This window comes from Paraburkholderia silviterrae (genome assembly GCF_004353915.1).
Lineage (GTDB): Bacteria > Pseudomonadota > Gammaproteobacteria > Burkholderiales > Burkholderiaceae > Paraburkholderia > Paraburkholderia silviterrae.
On the sequence record NZ_SMRP01000005.1, the window covers coordinates 331,722 to 350,192 of the forward strand.

At 67.3% G+C, this 18,471-nt stretch carries 12 protein-coding genes; 8 read left to right on the forward strand and 4 right to left on the reverse strand.

Going from position 1 to position 18,471, the window contains the following annotated elements:
• Window positions 1-93: 93 nt before the first annotated feature.
• Entirely contained in the window at window positions 94-1,032 is a 939-nt protein-coding gene (locus EYW47_RS13745; RefSeq protein ID WP_133195369.1) for a LysR family transcriptional regulator, read from the reverse strand.
• 155 nt (window positions 1,033-1,187) lie between these two features.
• On the opposite strand from EYW47_RS13745, the gene EYW47_RS13750 reads away from it, so the two are divergent.
• The 6 genes from EYW47_RS13750 to EYW47_RS13775 all read left to right on the forward strand — a co-directional run bounded on the left by EYW47_RS13750 (window position 1,188) and on the right by EYW47_RS13775 (window position 9,330).
• Complete coding sequence (locus tag EYW47_RS13750; protein WP_133195370.1) at window positions 1,188-2,864, forward strand: efflux transporter outer membrane subunit; 1,677 nt, start codon at window positions 1,188-1,190, stop codon at window positions 2,862-2,864.
• Window positions 2,865-2,875: 11 nt separating this feature from the next.
• Complete coding sequence (locus tag EYW47_RS13755; RefSeq protein WP_133195371.1) at window positions 2,876-5,206, forward strand: FUSC family protein; 2,331 nt, start codon at window positions 2,876-2,878, stop codon at window positions 5,204-5,206.
• Window positions 5,196-5,396: a DUF1656 domain-containing protein gene (locus EYW47_RS13760; protein ID WP_133195372.1), complete on the forward strand. Its 201-nt coding sequence runs from the start codon at window positions 5,196-5,198 to the stop codon at window positions 5,394-5,396. The genes EYW47_RS13755 and EYW47_RS13760 overlap by 11 nt, the downstream gene beginning before the upstream one ends.
• A gap of 50 nt (window positions 5,397-5,446) precedes the next feature.
• Window positions 5,447-6,310 carry an efflux RND transporter periplasmic adaptor subunit gene (locus EYW47_RS13765; protein WP_133195373.1) on the forward strand — a complete coding sequence of 288 codons (864 nt, stop codon included), beginning with the start codon at window positions 5,447-5,449 and terminating at the stop codon, window positions 6,308-6,310.
• A 302-nt stretch (window positions 6,311-6,612) separates the two neighbouring features.
• On the forward strand, window positions 6,613-7,248 hold the full coding sequence (locus EYW47_RS13770) for a HyaD/HybD family hydrogenase maturation endopeptidase (protein ID WP_240763674.1): 636 nt from the start codon (window positions 6,613-6,615) through the stop codon (window positions 7,246-7,248).
• 177 nt (window positions 7,249-7,425) lie between these two features.
• Window positions 7,426-9,330 carry a propionate--CoA ligase gene (locus tag EYW47_RS13775; protein WP_133195374.1) on the forward strand — a complete coding sequence of 635 codons (1,905 nt, stop codon included), beginning with the start codon at window positions 7,426-7,428 and terminating at the stop codon, window positions 9,328-9,330.
• Between the two features lie 61 nt (window positions 9,331-9,391).
• On the opposite strand, the gene EYW47_RS13780 is transcribed toward EYW47_RS13775, so the two are convergent.
• The 3 genes from EYW47_RS13780 to EYW47_RS13790 form a co-directional block, all read right to left on the reverse strand.
• Window positions 9,392-10,828, reverse strand: a complete 1,437-nt coding sequence (locus tag EYW47_RS13780; RefSeq protein ID WP_205710069.1) for an MFS transporter — start codon at window positions 10,826-10,828, stop codon at window positions 9,392-9,394.
• 267 nt (window positions 10,829-11,095) lie between these two features.
• A complete protein-coding gene (locus EYW47_RS13785) occupies window positions 11,096-11,926 on the reverse strand; it encodes a 5'-methylthioadenosine/adenosylhomocysteine nucleosidase (RefSeq protein WP_133195375.1) in 831 nt (276 codons plus the stop codon).
• A gap of 115 nt (window positions 11,927-12,041) precedes the next feature.
• Window positions 12,042-14,420 carry a UvrD-helicase domain-containing protein gene (locus EYW47_RS13790; protein ID WP_133195376.1) on the reverse strand — a complete coding sequence of 793 codons (2,379 nt, stop codon included), beginning with the start codon at window positions 14,418-14,420 and terminating at the stop codon, window positions 12,042-12,044.
• Window positions 14,421-14,602: 182 nt separating this feature from the next.
• Between EYW47_RS13790 and EYW47_RS13795 the strand changes: the two genes are divergently transcribed.
• Together EYW47_RS13795 and galU are read left to right on the forward strand one after the other, a co-directional pair.
• Window positions 14,603-17,470: a valine--tRNA ligase gene (locus EYW47_RS13795; RefSeq protein ID WP_133195377.1), complete on the forward strand. Its 2,868-nt coding sequence runs from the start codon at window positions 14,603-14,605 to the stop codon at window positions 17,468-17,470.
• A 58-nt stretch (window positions 17,471-17,528) separates the two neighbouring features.
• Window positions 17,529-18,410 carry a UTP--glucose-1-phosphate uridylyltransferase GalU gene (galU, locus tag EYW47_RS13800; RefSeq protein ID WP_133195378.1) on the forward strand — a complete coding sequence of 294 codons (882 nt, stop codon included), beginning with the start codon at window positions 17,529-17,531 and terminating at the stop codon, window positions 18,408-18,410.
• Window positions 18,411-18,471 lie beyond the last annotated feature (61 nt).

Genomic DNA, 18,471 nt, shown 5'->3' on the forward strand with positions numbered 1-18,471 from the left:
GCCGTCGCGTTGGCGTGCGTAAGGAAGTGTTGCCATAACCCGAAGCTGTAACAGGCTGTCACCGCGCGCTGTCAGCCTTGCATTCGCCGTCGATCAGGTCCGCGCGAACTGCCGCAATTCGGCCTGATCTTCGGCCAGCGTCGCGGGCAGTTTCTCGCGCAGCAACTCGACCCATGTGCGGATCTTCGCGTCGAGATACTGGCGCGACGGATACATCGCGTAGACATTCATCTCCTGCGATTTGTATTCGGGCAGGATCCACACGAGCTCGCCGCTGCGCAGCCCGCTGATGGCCGAATAGATCGGCAGCAGCCCGACGCCCATCCCCTCGCGCACCGCCACTGCCAGCGCTTCGGCGACATTCACCTTGAACGTGGCGGCGCCGAGGTCGATCGTTTCGTCGCCGCCTGGCCCCGTGAAATCCCATTGCGACGCCGGAAACACCGGCGTCACCATCTGCAGGCAGCGATGCTTCGCGAGGTCGCGCGGCGTCTGCGGCACGCCGTGGCGCTCGAGGTAGGCCGGCGACGCGCACGCAATGCTGAACGCGCTCGTCAAGCGCTGCGAGACGAAGCCCGAATCCGGCAGATCGGTGGCCAGCACGAGCGCGACGTCGTAGCCCTCGTCGAGGAGGTCCGGCATGCGCTGGGCGAGCGTGAGGTCTACGTACACGTCCGGATACCGCTGTTGATACTGCCCCACTGCCGGCACCACGTAGTGCTGGCCGAAGCTCGTCATGGCATGGACCTTGAGCTTGCCGGAGGGACGCGCATGCGCGTCGCCAGCTTCGGCCTCGGCCTGGTCCACATAGGCCAGGATCTGCTCGCAACGCTGCAGATAGCGCTCGCCGGCCTCGGTCAGCGCGATGCGGCGCGTCGTGCGGTTCAGGAGCCGCGTGCGCAGATGAGCCTCCAGATCGGAGACCGCGCGCGACGCGTAAGCCGTGGTCGTATTCAGGTACTGGGCGGCGCCGGTGAAGCTGCCGGCCTCGACCACCCGCACGAATACCCGCATGTTCTGAAGCGTATCCATAACAATCCTTTAGCTGACTGACGAATTGTTACACATTTCGCAAAGGCTATTATCTCATATCTCGTAAGAATGCCTTGCATCCTTACCGGTTATTCGCCAATCAAGCAAAAAATATAATGTCGTACGTCAATCTACGCATGGAAAAGGAGTAAATCGTGCAGTCTCCGGTACCGAAAGGACTAGTCGCACTCACGGTTCTTACGTTCTCGTTGATAATCGCGGGCTGCGCCAGTACCGGGGGAATCGCACCGCAAGCGAAGCACACGGATGCCTCCGAGCTCGACGCCGGCTCGGCCATCCGCGCCGCCAACACGGACGCGCAATGGCCCGCCAGCGACTGGTGGCGCGGCTACAACGACCCGCAGCTGAACGCATGGATCGAAACCTCGATCGCAGGTAACCCGTCGCTCGCGGCCGCGCAGGCACGCGTGCGCGAAGCGCGTTCGATGGCCGGTGTGGCGCAAGCGGGGCTCCTGCCCCAGATTAACGGCAGCATGTCCGTGCAGCGCCAGCAATGGGCCGACAACGTCTATTACGGGCCGGGCCCGCTCGCCGGCGCGAACACGTGGAACAACACGGCCACGCTCGGCCTCTCGTACCACCTCGACCTCTGGGGCCAGGACAAGAACAACGCCGAGCGCGCGCTCGACATGGCGCATGCGAGCGCTGCCGATGCGCGCGCCGCGCAACTCGAGCTCGAAGTGAACGTGACGCGCGCGTATATCGACCTCTCGATGAACTACGCGCTGCTCGATATCGCCAAACAGACGCTCGGCGAGCAGCAGAAGATTCTGGCGCTCGCGCAAAAGCGCCTCGCGGGCGGTATCGGCACGCAGCTCGAAGTGAGCCAGGCCGAAACGCCGCTGCCGGAATACGAGCGCCAGATCGACGCGCTCGAAGAAGCCATCGCGCTCGGCAAGAACCAGCTCGCGGCGCTCGCGGGCATGGGCCCCGGCGCGGGCGAGTCGATCCAGCGCCCGGCGCTCTCGCTCGCCGCTCCTGCGGGCCTGCCCTCGGCGCTGCCGGCCGAGCTGATCGGCCATCGCCCCGACGTGGTCGCGGCGCGCTGGACCGTCGCCGCGCAGGCGCGCGGCATCGACGTCGCGAAGGCCGACTTCTACCCGAACATCAATCTGCTCGTCTCGATGGGCGGCTATGCGGCGGGCGGCCCGCTGTTCCAGTTCCTCAAGTCGATGAGCGGCAGCTACGCGGGCGGCCCCGCCGTCTCGCTGCCGATCTTCGACGGCGGGCGCCTGCGCGCGCAGCTCGGCGCGCAATCGGCCGCCTACGACATCGCCGTCGAGCAGTACAACCAGACGCTCGTGACCGCGCTCAAGGAAATCGCCGACCAGGTCGTGCGCATGCGCTCGCTCGCCACCCAGGAGGACGACGCGCATCGCTCGGTCGCGGCCGCGCAGCGCAACTACGACCTCTCCGAGGCCGGCTTTCGCCGCGGGCTCACCGATTACGTCAACGTGCTGATTGCGCAGACCCAGCTTCTGCGCGCGCAGGAAGGTGTCGCGCACATCCAGGCCGAGCGCCTCGTCGCCCATGCGACGCTGGAAGCGGCGCTGGGCGGAGGCATGATCGACCCGGCGGGCGATCCCGCAACGGCGGGACCGACGCCAGCCGAGCAACTGCCCGCGCACGGCAAGAAGACGCGCGACGTGCCGCTCATGCCCGCCGCGCTGCTCGCGCCGAAGTTGCCTGATGTGGATGCGGCCGTGGATGCGTCCAAGGCGGTCAATGCTGCCAACGCGCCGCAAGCTGGCGCGGATCGCGCAGCGGCCGGCACAGGCGCCCCGGCCACCGCCGCGGCCACCGCGCACTGAGGCACGCGAAGATGCAAGCGTCCTCTCCCCCCTCAGCGCAATCGGGCGCACAACGCCTGTTTCAGGCGTTCGCCGACTGGGCGCGCACCGACGGCCTCGTCTGGATCTATCTCATCAAGACGATCGCTGCCGCTTTGCTCGCGCTCGGCGTTGCGATGAAGCTCGATCTGCCCGGGCCGCGCACGGCCATGACGACCGTGTTCATCGTGATGCAGCCGCAAAGCGGCCCGGTGTTTGCGAAGAGCTTCTACCGGCTCTGCGGCACGCTGGTCGGCCTCGTGGTCATGCTCGCGCTGATCGGCCTGTTCGCCCAGCAGCCCGAGCTCTTCATCGCCAGCACGGCGCTGTGGGTCGGCATCTGCACGGCGGGTGCCGCGCGCAACCGCAACTTCCGCTCGTACGGCTTCGTGCTCGCGGGCTATACGGCGGCGCTGATCGGCATTCCGGCCTCGCAGCACCCCGACGGCGCCTTCATGTCGGCCATGACGCGCGTGGCCGAGATCTCGATCGGCATCCTCGCCTCGGGCTTCGTGAGCGCCGTGGCGTTTCCTCAATTCACCGGCGAGGTGCTGCGCTCGACCGTGCGCCGCCGCTTCTCGTCGTTCGTCGACTACGTGTCGGCGGCACTCGGTGGCCGCGTCGATCGTTCGCAGATCGAAGCGACCAACGCGCGCTTCGTGGTCGATATCGTCGGCCTCGAGGCAAGCCGCAGCAACGCCGTGTTCGAGACGCCCGACTCGCGCATGCGCTCGGGGCGTGTCGCGCGCCTGAACACCGAGTTCATGGCCGCATCGACACGCTTTCACGCGCTGCATCAGTTGATGAACCGCCTGCGCGACCATGGCTCGACGGTCACGGTCGACGCGCTCGAACCGTACTTCCGGGAGATCGCGCCGCTCTTCGACAAGGCAGGCGAGCCCGTGCTCACCGCAGCCGATGCGGCGCATGTTTCGAAGCAGCTCGAGGACTATCGCGCGACGCTCCCGAAGCGCGTGCGCGAGACGCGCGTGCAGCTCGAAGCCGATCTCGACAGGCAAGGCAAAGACGCGGTCATCCGCGCCGCGCGCCTGCTCGACTTCGACACGGCCACCGAGCTCCTTTACCGCTTCGTGGCGGATATGAACGAGTACACGGCGACCTACGCCTCGCTCGCCGTCGACACGCATGCGCGCGAGAAGTGGGTCGCGCGCTACGTGCCGAAGACCGACCTGATCGCGGCCGGCGTGGCGGGCCTGCGCGCGGCTATCGTCATCGGCCTGCTCGGCGCGTTCTGGATCGCCACCGCGTGGCCGAGCGGCACGACACTCGTGCTCACCGCCGCGGCCACCTGCGCGCTCGCCTCCTCCTCGCCGCAACCCGCGCGCATGGCGGCCCAGATGGCGGGCGGCACGGCGCTCGCGACGCTCGTCGGCCTGCTCCTCACGTTCGGCGTGTTCCCGCACATCGACGGCTTCCCGCTGCTGTGCGTCGCGCTCGCCCCGGCGCTGGCGTTCGGCGTGTTCCTCACGACGCGCCCCGCGTACGCGGGCTACGGCCTGGGCTACTGCATCTTCCTGTGCTTTCTCGCAGGCCCGGACAACGTCGTGCAGTACAACCCGATCAGCTTCATGAATGATGCGCTCGCGCTCGTGCTCTCGATGATCGTCACGGCACTCGCGTTCGCCGCGCTGCTGCCGCCGTCTGCGCCGTGGCTGCGCAAGCGCCTGCTCGCGAGTCTGCGCGGCCAGGCCGTGCACGCATGCCGCGCTCGCCTCACCGGCCTCGCGGGCCTGCGCAACCGCTTCGAGAGCGGCGCGCGCGACCTGGTGTTCCAGTTGCACGCGCTCGCCGGCAACGATCAGGCCATGCGCCAGGACACGCTGCGCTGGATGTTCGCGACGCTCGAGATCGGCAATGCCGCGATCGATCTGCGCGAAGAGCTTGCCGCGGTATCGGCAGAAGCGGCACATGCGGCACAAGCGGCACGACCCGCCGCGCATGCACGCACGACGGACCCGCTCGCGGCGAGCACGCCATGGCGCGACGCCACCACGGCGACGCTCACGGCCGTAAGCGCGCTGTTCGCGCGCCCCGACGCGAACCGCTACACCACCGCGCTCGCCGCGACTCGCGCGGCCATCGCGGCCTGCCAGCGCGTGCTCGAACAGATCGTGCACGACGACGCGCCGCGCGAAACGCGCCATCGGCTGCAGCGCATCCTGAGCCATCTGCATTTCATCCGCACCGCGCTGATCGACCCGCAATCGCCGTTCGCGGCGTATGTGGACCCGCGCGCGGGCCACGATGCCAACAACCATCCCGGCCATCCCGACAACACGCAAGGAGCGAACCATGCCGCGTGACGTTGCGTTTCTCGACGCCTACATTCCGGCGATCGTCCTGCTCTTCATCCTGGGCGCGGCGCTCACCTGGGTGCTCGATTCCGTGCTGGCCCGCACCGGCCTCTACCGGATCGTGTGGCACCCTTCCCTCTTTCGCGTGAGCCTGCTCGTGGTCGTGTGCTGCGTGCTGGGGCTCGCCATATACCGCTGAAACACGCTGACATAGCGCTGAAAAAACGCTGAACCGGATTCAAACGAATCATGACTATCCGAAACATCATTGGCTTTATCGCGACGGCCATCATCTTCGTCGTCGCCATTCTGGTCGGTCGCGTCCTGTGGGTGCACTACATGGACGAGCCGTGGACCCGCGACGGCCGCGTGCGCGCCGAAGTGGTGAACATCGCGCCCGATGTCTCGGGCGCCGTGGTCGAGCTGCCCGTGCATGACAACCAGTTCGTGCACAAGGGCGACCTGCTGATGCAGATCGACCCGTCGCACTACCAGATCGCCGTGGAGCAGGCGCAAGCGGCCGTGGCCGCGCGCAAGGCCGAGCTGACCATGCGCCAGGACGACGCGCGCCGCCGCGCCGACCTGGACAGCCAGGTCGTTTCGCAGGAAAGCCGCGAAAACGCCTCGCACACCGCGAATTCGGCACAGGCGCAGTACGAGCAGGCGCAAGCCGCGCTCGACGCCGCGAAGCTCAACCTCGAGCGCACCCGCGTGATCTCGCCGGTGGACGGCTACATCACCAACCTGCAGGTTTTCCAGGGCGACTACGCGACGGCGGGCCAGGCCAAGCTCGCGGTGGTGGACAGCCACTCGTTCTGGGTCTACGGCTACTTCGAGGAGACCAAGCTGCCGCGCGTGAAGGTGGGCAACAAGGCCGACATCAAGCTGATGAGCGGCGGCACGCTCGAAGGCCATGTGGAAAGCATCTCGCGCGGCATCTACGACCGCGACAATCCGCAAAGCCGCGAACTGCTCGCCGACGTGAACCCCACCTTCAACTGGGTGCGGCTCGCGCAACGCGTGCCGGTGCGCATTCACATCGACAAGGTGCCGGACGGCATGATCCTCTCGGCGGGCACGACCTGCACCGTGGTCGTGAAGCCGGGCGCATGAGGCCCACAAGGTCCATAAGGCCGGCCGTTTGGCGGGACTACAGACCGCTGCGCCGACGACTGGCTCAAAGGCAAACGTGACTGAGAAAGAGCGCCCAGGTGGCGCTCTTTCTCATTGGCGCGTCTAAACATCGCTTGAGACTTTTAACCCTATACCAGGCATTGCCCGACAGCGAATCTCTTGAACCTGCAAAGCTTATCCCTGCGCCAGGACAAATTCCTACTACATTGACACACCTCAACACAAAAATGCGCAACACCTAAGAGTATTCTGAGTTTTGTCTCCTTCACAAAGTCATTCGCGTGAGCTTTCTCTACGAACATGTCCCGTTTATCTTCGCGCGCTCCCATGCAGTGCCGACTCATGCCGCCGCGCGCACACCCGTGCCGCCGCGCATCGTCGTACTGGGAATTGGCAACGTGCAATGGGGCGACGCTGGCTTCGGCATGCGCGCAATCGAGCGGCTCAAAGCCGGCTGGCAGTGTGCGTCGCATGTGGAGCTCGTGGCGGGCGGCATGCAGGGGCTCGCGCTCCTGCCGCTCGTGGAATCGGCGCAACGCATGATCGTCTTCAACTCGGCCGACTTTGGACGCGAGCCCGGCACGCTGTGCGTGCGCGAAGGCGACGATGCCGCAAAGCATCTGCATACGCGCCCCGTGAGTCTGCATCAGATGGATCTCGCCGACGCGCTCGCCTGCGCGCAGCTCAAAGGCCACTATCCGCGCGAGCTGGTGCTGATCGGCGTGCAGCCGCTCGCGCGCGACGATTACGGCACGGGTCTCGGCCCCGCGGTGAGCGCGCAGCTCGACCCCGCGGTCGCAATCGCATGCCGCTGGCTGCGGCGCTGGCATGCGCAACCGCGTCCGCTCGCGCAGCCCGATGCCGAGCACGAAGCGCCGGTGCGCTCCGGCTCGCACACGGACGTCCCGCGCGGTTGATGCGCCCGATGCGCCCGATGCGCCTGCCCCGCGGGCGCGCCGGCGCATAGTGGTGAACCCGCGTTGCCCGCGCCCGTTGCGCTGCACTATCCTCGACCCTTCAGAGCCGGATCCGGCCGCCACGCAGGCCCTGCCCAACGCGCAGCGCCCGCGACACCGCACGGGAGGATGGACGTCATGCGCCGTTACCGCGAGTTCCACCGCGAGTCGATCGATCGACCCGAAGACTTCTGGAGACGCGAAGCCACGCGCATCCATTGGGAGACGCCGTTCACCGAGGTGCTCGACCGCTCGAATCCGCCCTTCGCGCGCTGGTTCGCGGGCGGGCGCACGAACCTGTGCTTCAACGCCGTCGACCGGCATCTCGCCACCCGCGCCCAGCAAAACGCGCTCGTCTACGTGTCGACCGAAACCGGCATCGAGCGGCGCTACACCTATGCCGATCTGCACGCCGAAGTGAACCGCATGGCCGCTGTGATGCGCTCGCTCGGCGTGAAGCGTGGCGATCGGGTGCTGATCTATCTGCCGATGATTCCCGAGGCCGTGTTCGCGGTGCTCGCCTGCGCGCGCCTGGGCGCGATTCATTCGGTCGTGTTCGGCGGGTTCGCGGCGCCCAGCCTCGCCGCCCGCATCGACGACGCCAGGCCCGCGCTAATCGTGAGCGCCGACGCCGGCGCGCGCGGCGGCAAGGTGATCGACTACACGCCGCTCGTCGACGAGGCCATGGCGCGCGCCGAACATGCGCCGCCGCGCGTGCTGCTGATCGACCGCCAGCTCGCGCCCGAGCGCCTGAACGCGCCATATCTGGTCGACTACAAACCGTTGCGCGAGCAGCATTACGACGCGCAAGTGCCCTGCGAATGGCTCGAATCGAACGAGCCCTCGTACGTCCTCTACACCTCGGGCACGACCGGCAAGCCCAAAGGCGTGCAGCGCGACGTGGGCGGCTACGCCGTCGCGCTCGCCGCCTCGATGGACTACATCTTCGAGGGCCGCGCCGGCGACACCATGTTCACGGCGTCGGATATCGGCTGGGTCGTGGGCCACAGCTACATCATCTACGCGCCGCTCATCGCGGGCATGACCACGGTGATGTACGAAGGCACGCCCGTGCGGCCCGACGCAGGCATCTGGTGGCGCCTCGTCGAGCAGCACCGCATCAATCTCATGTTCACCGCGCCCACTGCGATCCGCGTGCTCAAGAAGCAGGACCCGGCGCTGCTGCGCGCCGCCGACCTTTCGAGCCTGCGCACGCTCTTTCTCGCGGGCGAGCCGCTCGACGAGCCCACGGCCGTCTGGATCGCGGACGCGCTCGGCAAGCCCGTGGTCGACAACTACTGGCAGACCGAGACCGGCTGGCCGATGCTCGCGATCCAGCGCGGGGTGGAAGCGCTGCCGCAGAAGGTCGGCTCGCCTGGCGTGCCGTGCTACGGCTACGATCTCGTGCTGCGCAACGAGCACACGGGCGAGCCATGCGCGCAAGGCGAGAAAGGCGTGATCACGCTCTCCTGGCCGCTGCCGCCGGGCTGCATGCAGACGGTCTGGGGCGACGACGCGCGTTTCGTGAAGACGTACTGGGAGAGCGTGCCGGGCCACCAGGTGTATTCGACCTTCGACTGGGGCGTGCAGGACGAGAACGGCTACGTGACGATCCTCGGCCGCACCGACGACGTCATCAACGTGGCGGGCCACCGGCTCGGCACGCGAGAAATCGAAGAGGCGATCTCGTCGCACGCGGCGGTCGCTGAAGTGGCCGTCGTAGGCGTGAACGACGCGGTGAAGGGGCAGGCCGCGCTCGCGTTCGTGGTGCTGCGCGACGCAGCCGCGGCAGCGGACCCCGCCGCGGCGGACAAGCTCGCCGCCGCGATCGCCGCGACCGTGGATCGCCAGCTAGGCGCGATCGGGCGGCCCGCGCGCGTGCACTTCGTCTCGATGCTGCCGAAGACGCGCTCGGGCAAGCTGCTGCGCCGCGCGATCGCGGCGCTCGCCGAAGGGCGCGATCCGGGCGAGCTGCCGACCATCGAGGACGCGGCGGCGCTGCAGCAGATCCGCGAAGCGGTGGCGCTGGCCGGCAAGGCGTGACGCGGCGACGTCTATCGGATCAGGGCGCAGCGCTGCGATCGGCGGCGCGAGCCCACCGCCTTCAGGAAAGCTGGGCGCCGCGATCGGTGGCGTCGCGCGCCCGGGCGTAGTCCTGGTCCTGGTCCTGGTCCTGGTCCTGGTCCTGGTCCTGGTCCTGGTCCTGGTCCTGGGCCTGGGCCGCCCCGCCGCCCTCGCCCGCCTCAATGTCCGCCTCGACGCGCGCACGCGAGGGCAATGCCGCGACCGCCAGCGCCGCCACGAGCCCCGTCACCGCAAAGGCCACGAAATTCCACGACCAGTCCGCGCCGACGCTCGCGATATAGCCGCCCATGAGCGGCCCGCACATCGCCCCGAAACGCGCGAAGGACAGCGCCCAGCCCGTGGCCGCGCCGCGCGCATGCGCCGGGTAGAAGTGCGTCAGATGCCCGGTGAGGATCAGCGAAGCAGAGATGCTGCCGATGCCCGCGAGCGCCACGAGCGCATAGCTCACGAAGAGCGCGTTGCGCGTCATCAGCGCGGCGATCGCGAGCGCACCGATGGCATAGGCCAGCACGACCGTTGCGCGCACGCCGAAGCGGTCGGCGAGCTTGCCGAGCAGCACGCCGCCGCACGCGGAAGTCAGGCTGAACACGAACAGGAAGGCGAGGCTCGAGCCGAGGGCGTAACCTTGCTTGCGCATGATCATCGGCAGCCAGGTGTTCAGGCCGTAGACCAGCAACATGCCGCAGAACAGCGCGATCCAGAAGCAGGCCGTCGCGCGCAGGCGCCGCCGCGCGAAGATCGCCGTCACGACGTCGCGCAGGCTGGCCCGTTGGTGGGACCCGGAGCCCTGAGCTACGGTGAGTTCGCCCGTCACGCCGAGCCGGGCGGCGAGCGCCCTCGCCTCGTCGACGCGCCCGCGCGCGGCCAGATATTCGAGCGACTCGGGCAAGGCGCGCGCCATCGGCACCAGCGCGAGGAACGGCAGCGCGCCCACCGCCATCACGCCGCGCCAGCCCCATGCGGGCAAGAGCGCCATCGCCACGAGCGCCGCGCACAGGATGCCGAGCGAGTAGCCCGAGTACATCATCCCGTAGTTGAAGCTGCGCCGCGCCGGCGGCGAATACTCGATGGTGAGCGCGGCGGCCACCGGAATCACGCCGCCGAGTCCAAGGCCGCCGAGGAAGCGGCACAGGCCGAACCAGAACGGCGTGGGCGCGAGCGCGGCGCCGGCCATCGTAAGCGAGAACAGCGCCACGCAGCCCAGCAGCATGCGCCGCCGCCCGAGCAGGTCGCCGAGCGTGCCGATCGCCAGGCCACCGAAGAACATGCCCGCGAGCGCGTAGCTGCCGAGCGCGCCGAGCTCCATCGGCGTGAGGCTCCAGTGGCGGTCGGCGGCGAGCGCGGGCAGCACCGCGCCGAGGCTGCCGACGTCGTAGCCTTCAAAGAGCACGGACAAGCCGCAGATGAACAGGACGGCGCGCGTCGTGCGCGCGGGGATGGAGCGGGCATCGGACATGGGCAGGCACGGCGCCTTCCCGCCCTGGCATGTCCAGACGCCAGGTGTCTTAAGGCGCAGGCACGGGCTTTCGGGCGCGGTCGGTCAAGGGTGGTTGAACGGCTTTGCGGTCGAACGGCTCGCGCCAGATTACTTTAGATGTAAATAATTTCACAGTCATTGTTAACCCGTGCCCGCGGGTTGCTTGCCGCTTGACTGCCTGCTTGGCTGCCTGCTTGATTGCCTATTACCCGCCGCTCGACCGCGGGCAGGCCGGACTGGCGCCGCTCAACGCTGCGCCGGCGTCCAGGACGCAAGAAAACGCCGCAGAATGCCCGTCGAATACGTCCCGGCAATCTCGGTGAGGAACGACGAGAACGAAGTGCTCGCGTGCTCGTCGGCGGTATCGGAGATGGTGCGCACGACGGCGCACGGCACGTCGTACTCGTAGCAGACCTGGGCAATCGCGGCGCCTTCCATCTCCACCGCGAGCGCGTCGGGCAAGGCCGCGCGCAAGTCGCCCACGGCCGCGGCGCTCGCCACGAACTGGTCGCCACTGATCACGAGCCCGCGATGCACGCGCGGCAGCGCGGTTTCGAAGCGCGGCAACGCGGCGCTGAAGCGCTCGGCCAGCGCCGTGCCCTCTTCCTCGATGAAGCGTTCGCACGCGGCGGCCAGCGCGGCGGCCAGCGCACGGTCGGCGTCGAAGCGCGAGCGCGCGAGCAGCGGGATCTCGTGGCGCGGGAACAGCGGCTCGGCGTTCATGTCGTGCTGGAGCAGCGTCTCGCCGACCACCACGTCGCCGACATGCACGTCCGGTCCCACACCGCCCGCGACGCCCGTGAACACCACCGCTTCCACGTCGAATACGTGGATCAGCGCGCTGACCGTGGCCGCCGCGGCCACCTTGCCGACGCGCGCGAGCGTCACCACGCAGGGCACGCCGTGCACCGTGCCGATGTGATAGTCGCGCCGCCCGAGCGTGCGCGTCGTCACGCCCGATTCGGCCTGCATCGCGGCGATCAGGTCGCCGAGTTCCTGGGGAAGCGCGGCGAGCACGCCAAGCGGGCGCGCCGCGGTTTGGCCGGCGGCGCCGGACTGAAGGGACGATGAGTTCATGGCTTCGATGGCTTGCCGAGTTGCGTCGAGGGATTACGTTGCGGTGCTGCGTTCACAAGTTGCGTCGATGAGGTCCATCAACGCGTTGCGTCGATTCGTGGGGGCGTTACGGCCTTCAGTCCACCGCCTGCAGCTTCGCCACCGCCAGCGCGAGCCACTTCTCGCCGTGGCGCTTGAAGCGCACCTGCGCCTTGGCGTCGGTGCCGCTGCCTTCGAGCGCCGTGACCGTGCCTTCGCCGAACTTCGTGTGGAACACGGCCTGGCCCACGCGGAAGCCCGCCTCGGCCGCGCGCTGCTCGTTGGCGAACGCGGGCGCCGGGCTCTTGTCCGCGATATAGGCATCGCGCTCGCGGCGGCCACCGCCACCGTTGCCCTCGCCACCGCCCGGACGCGAGAACCAGTCGCGGCCCCAGGCGGCGTTGTCGGAACGGCCGCCCCAGCGCGAGCCCGCTTCGACTTTGGGCGTGAGCCACTTGAGCGATTCCTGCGGCAGCTCGTCGAAGAAGCGCGAGCGCACGTTGTAGCGCGTCTGGCCGTGCAGCAAACGGCTTTGCGCAAACGAGATATAGAGCCGCTCCTTCGCGCGCGTGATCGCCACGTACATCAGGCGCCGCTCTTCTTCGAGGCCATCGGCCTCCATCGCGCTGTTCTCGTGCGGGAACAGCCCCTCTTCGAGGCCGGTGATGAACACCGCCGTGAATTCGAGGCCCTTCGCGGCGTGCACGGTCATCAGTTGCACGGCGTCCTGACCGGCCTGCGCCTGGTTGTCGCCCGCCTCGAGCGACGCGTGCGAGAGGAAACCGGCGAGCGGCGTCATGACGTCGGGGTTCTGCGCGGGATCCGTGATCGCGGGCGCGTCCAGCACTTCGATCTCCCCGTCCTGCGAAACGATCTCCGGCGCCTTGCTCGCGCCCGGACGCAGCGGAATCGAGCGCGCGGGCGTGTCCATGCCGTAGCCTTCCTCGCTCACGAACGCGGTGGCCGCGGTCACGAGTTCCTGCAAGTTCTCCAGGCGGTCCTGGCCCTCGCGCTCGTTCTGATAGAACTCGGCCAGACCGCTCATGCGCACCGTATATTCGACGGTTTCAGGCAGGCTCATCTGCGCGGTTTCGGCGCGCATCTTCGCGACCAGATTCGCAAACGAACCGAGGCTCGTGCCCGCCTTGCCCGTGACGTACGGAATCGCCGCCGCCATCGAGCAGTTGTAGAGGCGCGCCGCATCCGCGAGCTGCTCGATCGAGCGCGCGCCGATGCCGCGTGTCGGGAAGTTCACGACGCGCGCGAACGCGGTGTCGTCGTTCGGATTGTCGATCAGGCGCAGATACGCGAGCGCGTGCTTCACTTCCTGGCGCTCGAAGAAGCGCAGGCCGCCATACACCTTGTACGGCACGCCCGCGTTCACGAGCGTGTGCTCGATCGTGCGCGACTGCGCGTTGCTGCGGTAGAGAATCGCGATCTCGTTGCGCGCGAGGCCCTGATTGATGAGCGCGCGCACTTCCTCGACGATCCAGCCCGCTTCCTGCGAGTCCGTGGCCGCCTCGTAGACGCGCACCGGCTCGCCGTGGCCCGCATCGGTGCGCAGGTTCTTGCCGAGGCGACGCGAGTTATGCGCAATCAGATAGTTCGCGGCATCGAGAATATGCCCGTGCGAGCGGTAGTTCTGCTCGAGCTTGATCATGTGCTTCACGCGGAATTCGTTCTCGAAGTCGCGCATGTTGCCCACGTTCGCGCCGCGGAACGCATAGATCGACTGGTCGTCGTCGCCCACGGCGAAGATCGCGTTGCCCGCACCCGCGAGCAGCTTGAGCCACGCGTACTGGAGCTTGTTGGTGTCCTGGAACTCGTCGACGAGGATGTCGCGAAAGCGCGCCTGATAATGCGCGCGCAGCGGCGGGTTGTACGCGAGCAGCTCGTAGCAGCGCAGCAGCAGCTCGGCGAAGTCGACCACGCCTTCGCGCTGGCATTGCTGGTCGTAGGCTTCGTAGAGCTCGACGAACTTGCGGTTGAAGTTGTCCGTGACATCGACGTCCTTCGGCCGCAGGCCCTGCTCCTTCGCGTTGTTGATGAAGTACTGCAGGTTCTTCGGCGGGTACTTCTCGTCGTCGATGTTCAGGCCCTTCATCAGACGCTTGATGGCCGAGAGCTGGTCGGCCGTGTCGAGGATCTGGAAGGTCTGCGGCAGGCCGGCGTCGCGGTAATGCGCGCGCAGCATGCGGTTGCACAGGCCGTGGAACGTGCCGATCCACATGCCGCGCGTGTCGATGGGCAGCATCGCCTGAAGGCGGCTCATCATTTCGCGCGCGGCCTTGTTCGTGAAGGTCACGGCGAGGATCGTCATCGGCGAGGCGAGGCCCTGCTGGATCAGCCACGCAATGCGCGTGATCAGCACGCGCGTCTTGCCGCTGCCGGCCCCGGCCAGAATGAGCGCCGGTTCGTTCGGCAACGTGACGGCGGCGTGTTGTTCGGGGTTCAGGTTGGCGAGCAGTTCGGGCATGAGATGAGGGGCGCAAAGAAGGCCGCAAACATGGGCACAGCAGGGCCACAGGCGCGGCGGGCTTCGAGGTAGACCGTCATTATAAAGGCCATGCCGGCCATAGACGGGCGGGCGCCCCGGCCTGACGGCGCTTCCCCTTATAATCGAAGGTTTTCAGCATCTTTTTTCGGCAGATTCCACCCATGAGCGACAGCACGCTAGCGAAAAGCTTCGAGCCGCAGACGATCGAAGCCCACTGGGGCCCCGAATGGGAGCGCCGCGGCTACGCCGCCGCGACCTTCACGCCCGGCCGCGCCAACTTCTCGATCCAGTTGCCGCCGCCCAACGTCACCGGCACGTTGCACATGGGGCACGCGTTCAACCAGACGATCATGGACGGCTTGACGCGCTACCACCGCATGCTCGGCGAGAACACCCTGTGGGTGCCGGGCACGGACCACGCGGGCATCGCCACGCAGATCGTGGTCGAGCGCCAGCTCGACGCGCAGAAGATCTCGCGCCACGACCTCGGCCGCGAGAAGTTCGTCGAGCGCGTGTGGGAATGGAAGCAGCAGTCGGGCTCGACCATCACGGGCCAGGTGCGCCGTCTGGGCGCCTCGATCGACTGGTCGCGCGAATACTTCACGATGGACGACAAGATGTCGGCCGCCGTGCGCGACGTGTTCGTGCGCCTCTATGAACAGGGCCTGATCTATCGCGGCAAGCGCCTCGTGAACTGGGATCCGGTGCTGCTCACCGCCGTTTCGGACCTCGAAGTGGCGAGCGAAGAGGAAAGCGGCCATCTCTGGCACCTGAGCTACCCGCTCGCGGACGGCTCGGGCCACCTCACGGTCGCCACCACGCGCCCGGAAACCATGCTCGGCGACACCGCCGTGATGGTCCACCCGGAAGACGAGCGCTACGCGCACCTGATTGGCAAGATGGTGAAGCTGCCGCTCACGGAGCGCGAGATCCCCATCATCGCCGACGAATACGTGGACCGCGAGTTCGGCACGGGCGTCGTGAAGGTCACGCCCGCGCACGACTTCAACGACTACCAGGTGGGCCAGCGCCACGGCCTGCCGATGATCGAGATCCTCACGCTCGACGCGAAGATCAACGAGAACGCGCCTGAAAAGTACCGCGGCCTCGACCGTTTCGAGGCGCGCAAGCAAGTGGTGGCCGACTTCGAGGCGCTGGGCCTGCTCGAATCGGTGCAGCCGCACAAGCTCATGGTGCCGCGCGGCGACCGCACGGGCGTCGTGATCGAGCCGATGCTCACCGACCAGTGGTTCGTGGCCATGAGCAAGCCGGCCCCGGAAGGCACGTTCAACCCCGGCAAGTCGATCACCGAAGTCGCGCTCGAAGTGGTGCGCAACGGCCAGATCAAGCTCGTGCCGGAAAACTGGACGACCACGTACAACCAGTGGCTCGAAAACATTCAGGACTGGTGCATTTCGCGCCAGCTCTGGTGGGGCCATCAGATCCCGGCCTGGTACGGCGAGAGCGGCGAGATCTTCGTCGCGAAGAGCGAGGAAGAGGCGCGCGCGCAAGCCGACGCCCAGGGCTACAAGGGCGCACTCAAGCGCGACGAGGACGTGCTCGACACGTGGTTCTCCTCGGCGCTCGTGCCGTTCTCGTCGCTCGGCTGGCCTGCCGAGACGCCTGAGCTCAAGGCCTTCCTGCCCTCCTCGGTGCTGGTGACGGGCTTCGACATCATCTTCTTCTGGGTGGCGCGCATGGTCATGATGACCACGCACTTCACCGGCAAGGTGCCCTTCGACACGGTCTACGTGCACGGCCTCGTGCGCGACGCCGAAGGCCAGAAGATGTCCAAGAGCAAGGGCAATACGCTCGACCCGATCGACATCGTCGACGGCATCGAGCTCGAGGCGCTCGTTGCCAAGCGCACGACGGGCCTCATGAATCCCAAGCAGGCCGCGAGCATCGAGAAGAAGACGCGCAAGGAGTTCCCGGACGGCATTCCCGCCTTCGGCACCGACGCGCTGCGCTTCACGATGGCCTCGATGGCCACGCTCGGGCGCAACGTGAACTTCGACCTCGCGCGCTGCGAGGGCTACCGCAACTTCTGCAACAAGCTCTGGAACGCCACGCGTTTCGTGCTGATGAACTGCGAAGGCCACGATTGCGGCTTCTCGAAGCCGGGCGCATGCCAGCCCGGCGATTGCGGCCCGGGCGGCTACACCGACTTCTCGCAGGCCGACCGCTGGATCGTCTCGCTGTTGCAGCGCGTGGAAGCCGAGGTCGCGAAGGGCTTCGCCGACTATCGCTTCGACAATGTGGCCAATGCCCTGTACAAGTTCGTCTGGGATGAATACTGTGACTGGTATCTGGAGCTCGCGAAGGTTCAGATCCAGCACGGCACGCCCGAGCAGCAGCGCGCCACGCGGCGCACGCTCTTGCGCGTGCTGGAGACGGTGCTGCGCCTCGCGCACCCGGTGATTCCGTTCATCACCGAAGCGCTCTGGCAGAAGGTCGCGCCGCTCACCGACGCGTACCCCCAGGGCGCGGCCGAGGGCGAGGCATCGATCATGATGCAGGGCTACCCGCTGGCCGAGCCGAAGAAGATTGACGAGGCCGCCGAGCAATGGGCCGCCGACCTGAAGGCCGTGATCGATGCATGCCGCAACCTGCGCGGCGAGATGAGCCTCTCGCCCGCCACGAAGGTGCCGCTGCTGGTGACGGGCAACGCCGAACGCCTCGCGTCGTTCGCGCCTTATGCGCAGGCGCTGGCCAAGCTCTCGGAGGTCCAGATCATCGCCGACGAAGCGACGCTCGACGCCGCCTCGGCGGGCGCGCCAGTTGCTATCGTTGGGACCGACAAGCTCGTGCTGAAGGTGGAGATCGACGTGGCAGCCGAGCGCGAGCGCCTCTCGAAGGAAATCGCACGCCTGACGAACGAAGTGACGAAGTGCAATGCCAAGCTGGGAAATGACAGTTTTGTTGCAAAAGCCCCTCCGGCGGTAGTTGAGCAGGAGCAGAAGAGGCTGGCAGAATTCCAGGCAACACTGGGCAAGCTGACCGCGCAACTCGCGCGGCTGCCGGCCTGAATCGGCTAAGGTGTGCTCTGGCGGCAACGCCAGGGCCATCAGGACCAGGACCATAGACATGCTAAAAGTTACTAAAGCGGTATTCCCGGTGGCGGGCCTCGGCACGCGCTTCCTTCCGGCCACGAAGGCCAGCCCGAAGGAAATGCTGCCGGTCGTCGACAAGCCGCTGATCCAGTACGCGGTCGAGGAGGCCGTCGCGGCTGGCATTACCGAAATGATCTTCGTGACGGGCCGCAGCAAGCGCGCGATCGAAGACCATTTCGACAAATCCTACGAGATCGAGGCCGAGCTCGAGGCGCGCGGCAAGGACAAGCTGCTCGAGCTGGTGCGCAGCATTAAGCCGAACAACGTCGACTGCTTCTATGTGCGCCAGCCCGAAGCGCTGGGCCTCGGTCACGCCGTGCTGTGCGCGGAAAAGCTCGTGGGCGACAACCCGTTCGCCGTGATCCTCGCCGACGACCTGCTCTACGGCACGCCGCCGGTCATGAAGCAGATGGTCGACGTGTTCGACCACTACCATAGCTCGGTGCTCGGCGTGGAAGAGATCCCGCCCTCGGAGACGCGCTCGTACGGCATCGTCGATGGCAAGGAATGGGAAGACGCGATCGTCAAGCTCTCGGGCATCGTCGAGAAGCCTGCGCCCGAAGTCGCGCCGTCGAACCTCGGCGTGGTGGGCCGCTACGTGCTCAAGCCGCGCATTTTCGAGCACCTTCGCTCGATCAAGCCGGGCGCGGGCGGCGAGCTTCAGCTCACCGACGCGATCCAGTCGCTGCTGGCCGACGAACAAGTGCTCGCGTACAAGTATCACGGCACGCGCTTCGACTGCGGCAGCAAGCTCGGCTACCTGAAGGCGACCGTGGAGTTCGCGCTGCGCCACCCGGAAGTGGCCGAGGACTTCACGGAATATCTGCGCACGCGCAAGCCGGAGCTGGAAGGCTAAGCGCGAGCGGCTAAGCCCCTCCGGCCAGGCGCCCTCTCGCGGGGGCAACTGGCCGCACGCC

What these genes read in the sequence shown, in the direction of transcription:
- EYW47_RS13765 (WP_133195373.1), top strand. Translation starts at nt 5,447, where the DNA reads ATGACTATCCGAAACATCATTGGCTTTATCGCGACGGCCATCATCTTC.
- EYW47_RS13760 (WP_133195372.1), top strand. Translation starts at nt 5,196, where the DNA reads ATGCCGCGTGACGTTGCGTTTCTCGACGCCTACATTCCGGCGATCGTC.
- EYW47_RS13785 (WP_133195375.1), bottom strand. Translation starts at nt 11,926, where the DNA reads ATGAACTCATCGTCCCTTCAGTCCGGCGCCGCCGGCCAAACCGCGGCG.
- EYW47_RS13790 (WP_133195376.1), bottom strand. Translation starts at nt 14,420, where the DNA reads ATGCCCGAACTGCTCGCCAACCTGAACCCCGAACAACACGCCGCCGTC.
- galU (WP_133195378.1), top strand. Translation starts at nt 17,529, where the DNA reads ATGCTAAAAGTTACTAAAGCGGTATTCCCGGTGGCGGGCCTCGGCACG.
- EYW47_RS13755 (WP_133195371.1), top strand. Translation starts at nt 2,876, where the DNA reads ATGCAAGCGTCCTCTCCCCCCTCAGCGCAATCGGGCGCACAACGCCTG.
- EYW47_RS13775 (WP_133195374.1), top strand. Translation starts at nt 7,426, where the DNA reads ATGCGCCGTTACCGCGAGTTCCACCGCGAGTCGATCGATCGACCCGAA.
- EYW47_RS13780 (WP_205710069.1), bottom strand. Translation starts at nt 10,828, where the DNA reads ATGTCCGATGCCCGCTCCATCCCCGCGCGCACGACGCGCGCCGTCCTG.
- EYW47_RS13795 (WP_133195377.1), top strand. Translation starts at nt 14,603, where the DNA reads ATGAGCGACAGCACGCTAGCGAAAAGCTTCGAGCCGCAGACGATCGAA.
- EYW47_RS13745 (WP_133195369.1), bottom strand. Translation starts at nt 1,032, where the DNA reads ATGGATACGCTTCAGAACATGCGGGTATTCGTGCGGGTGGTCGAGGCC.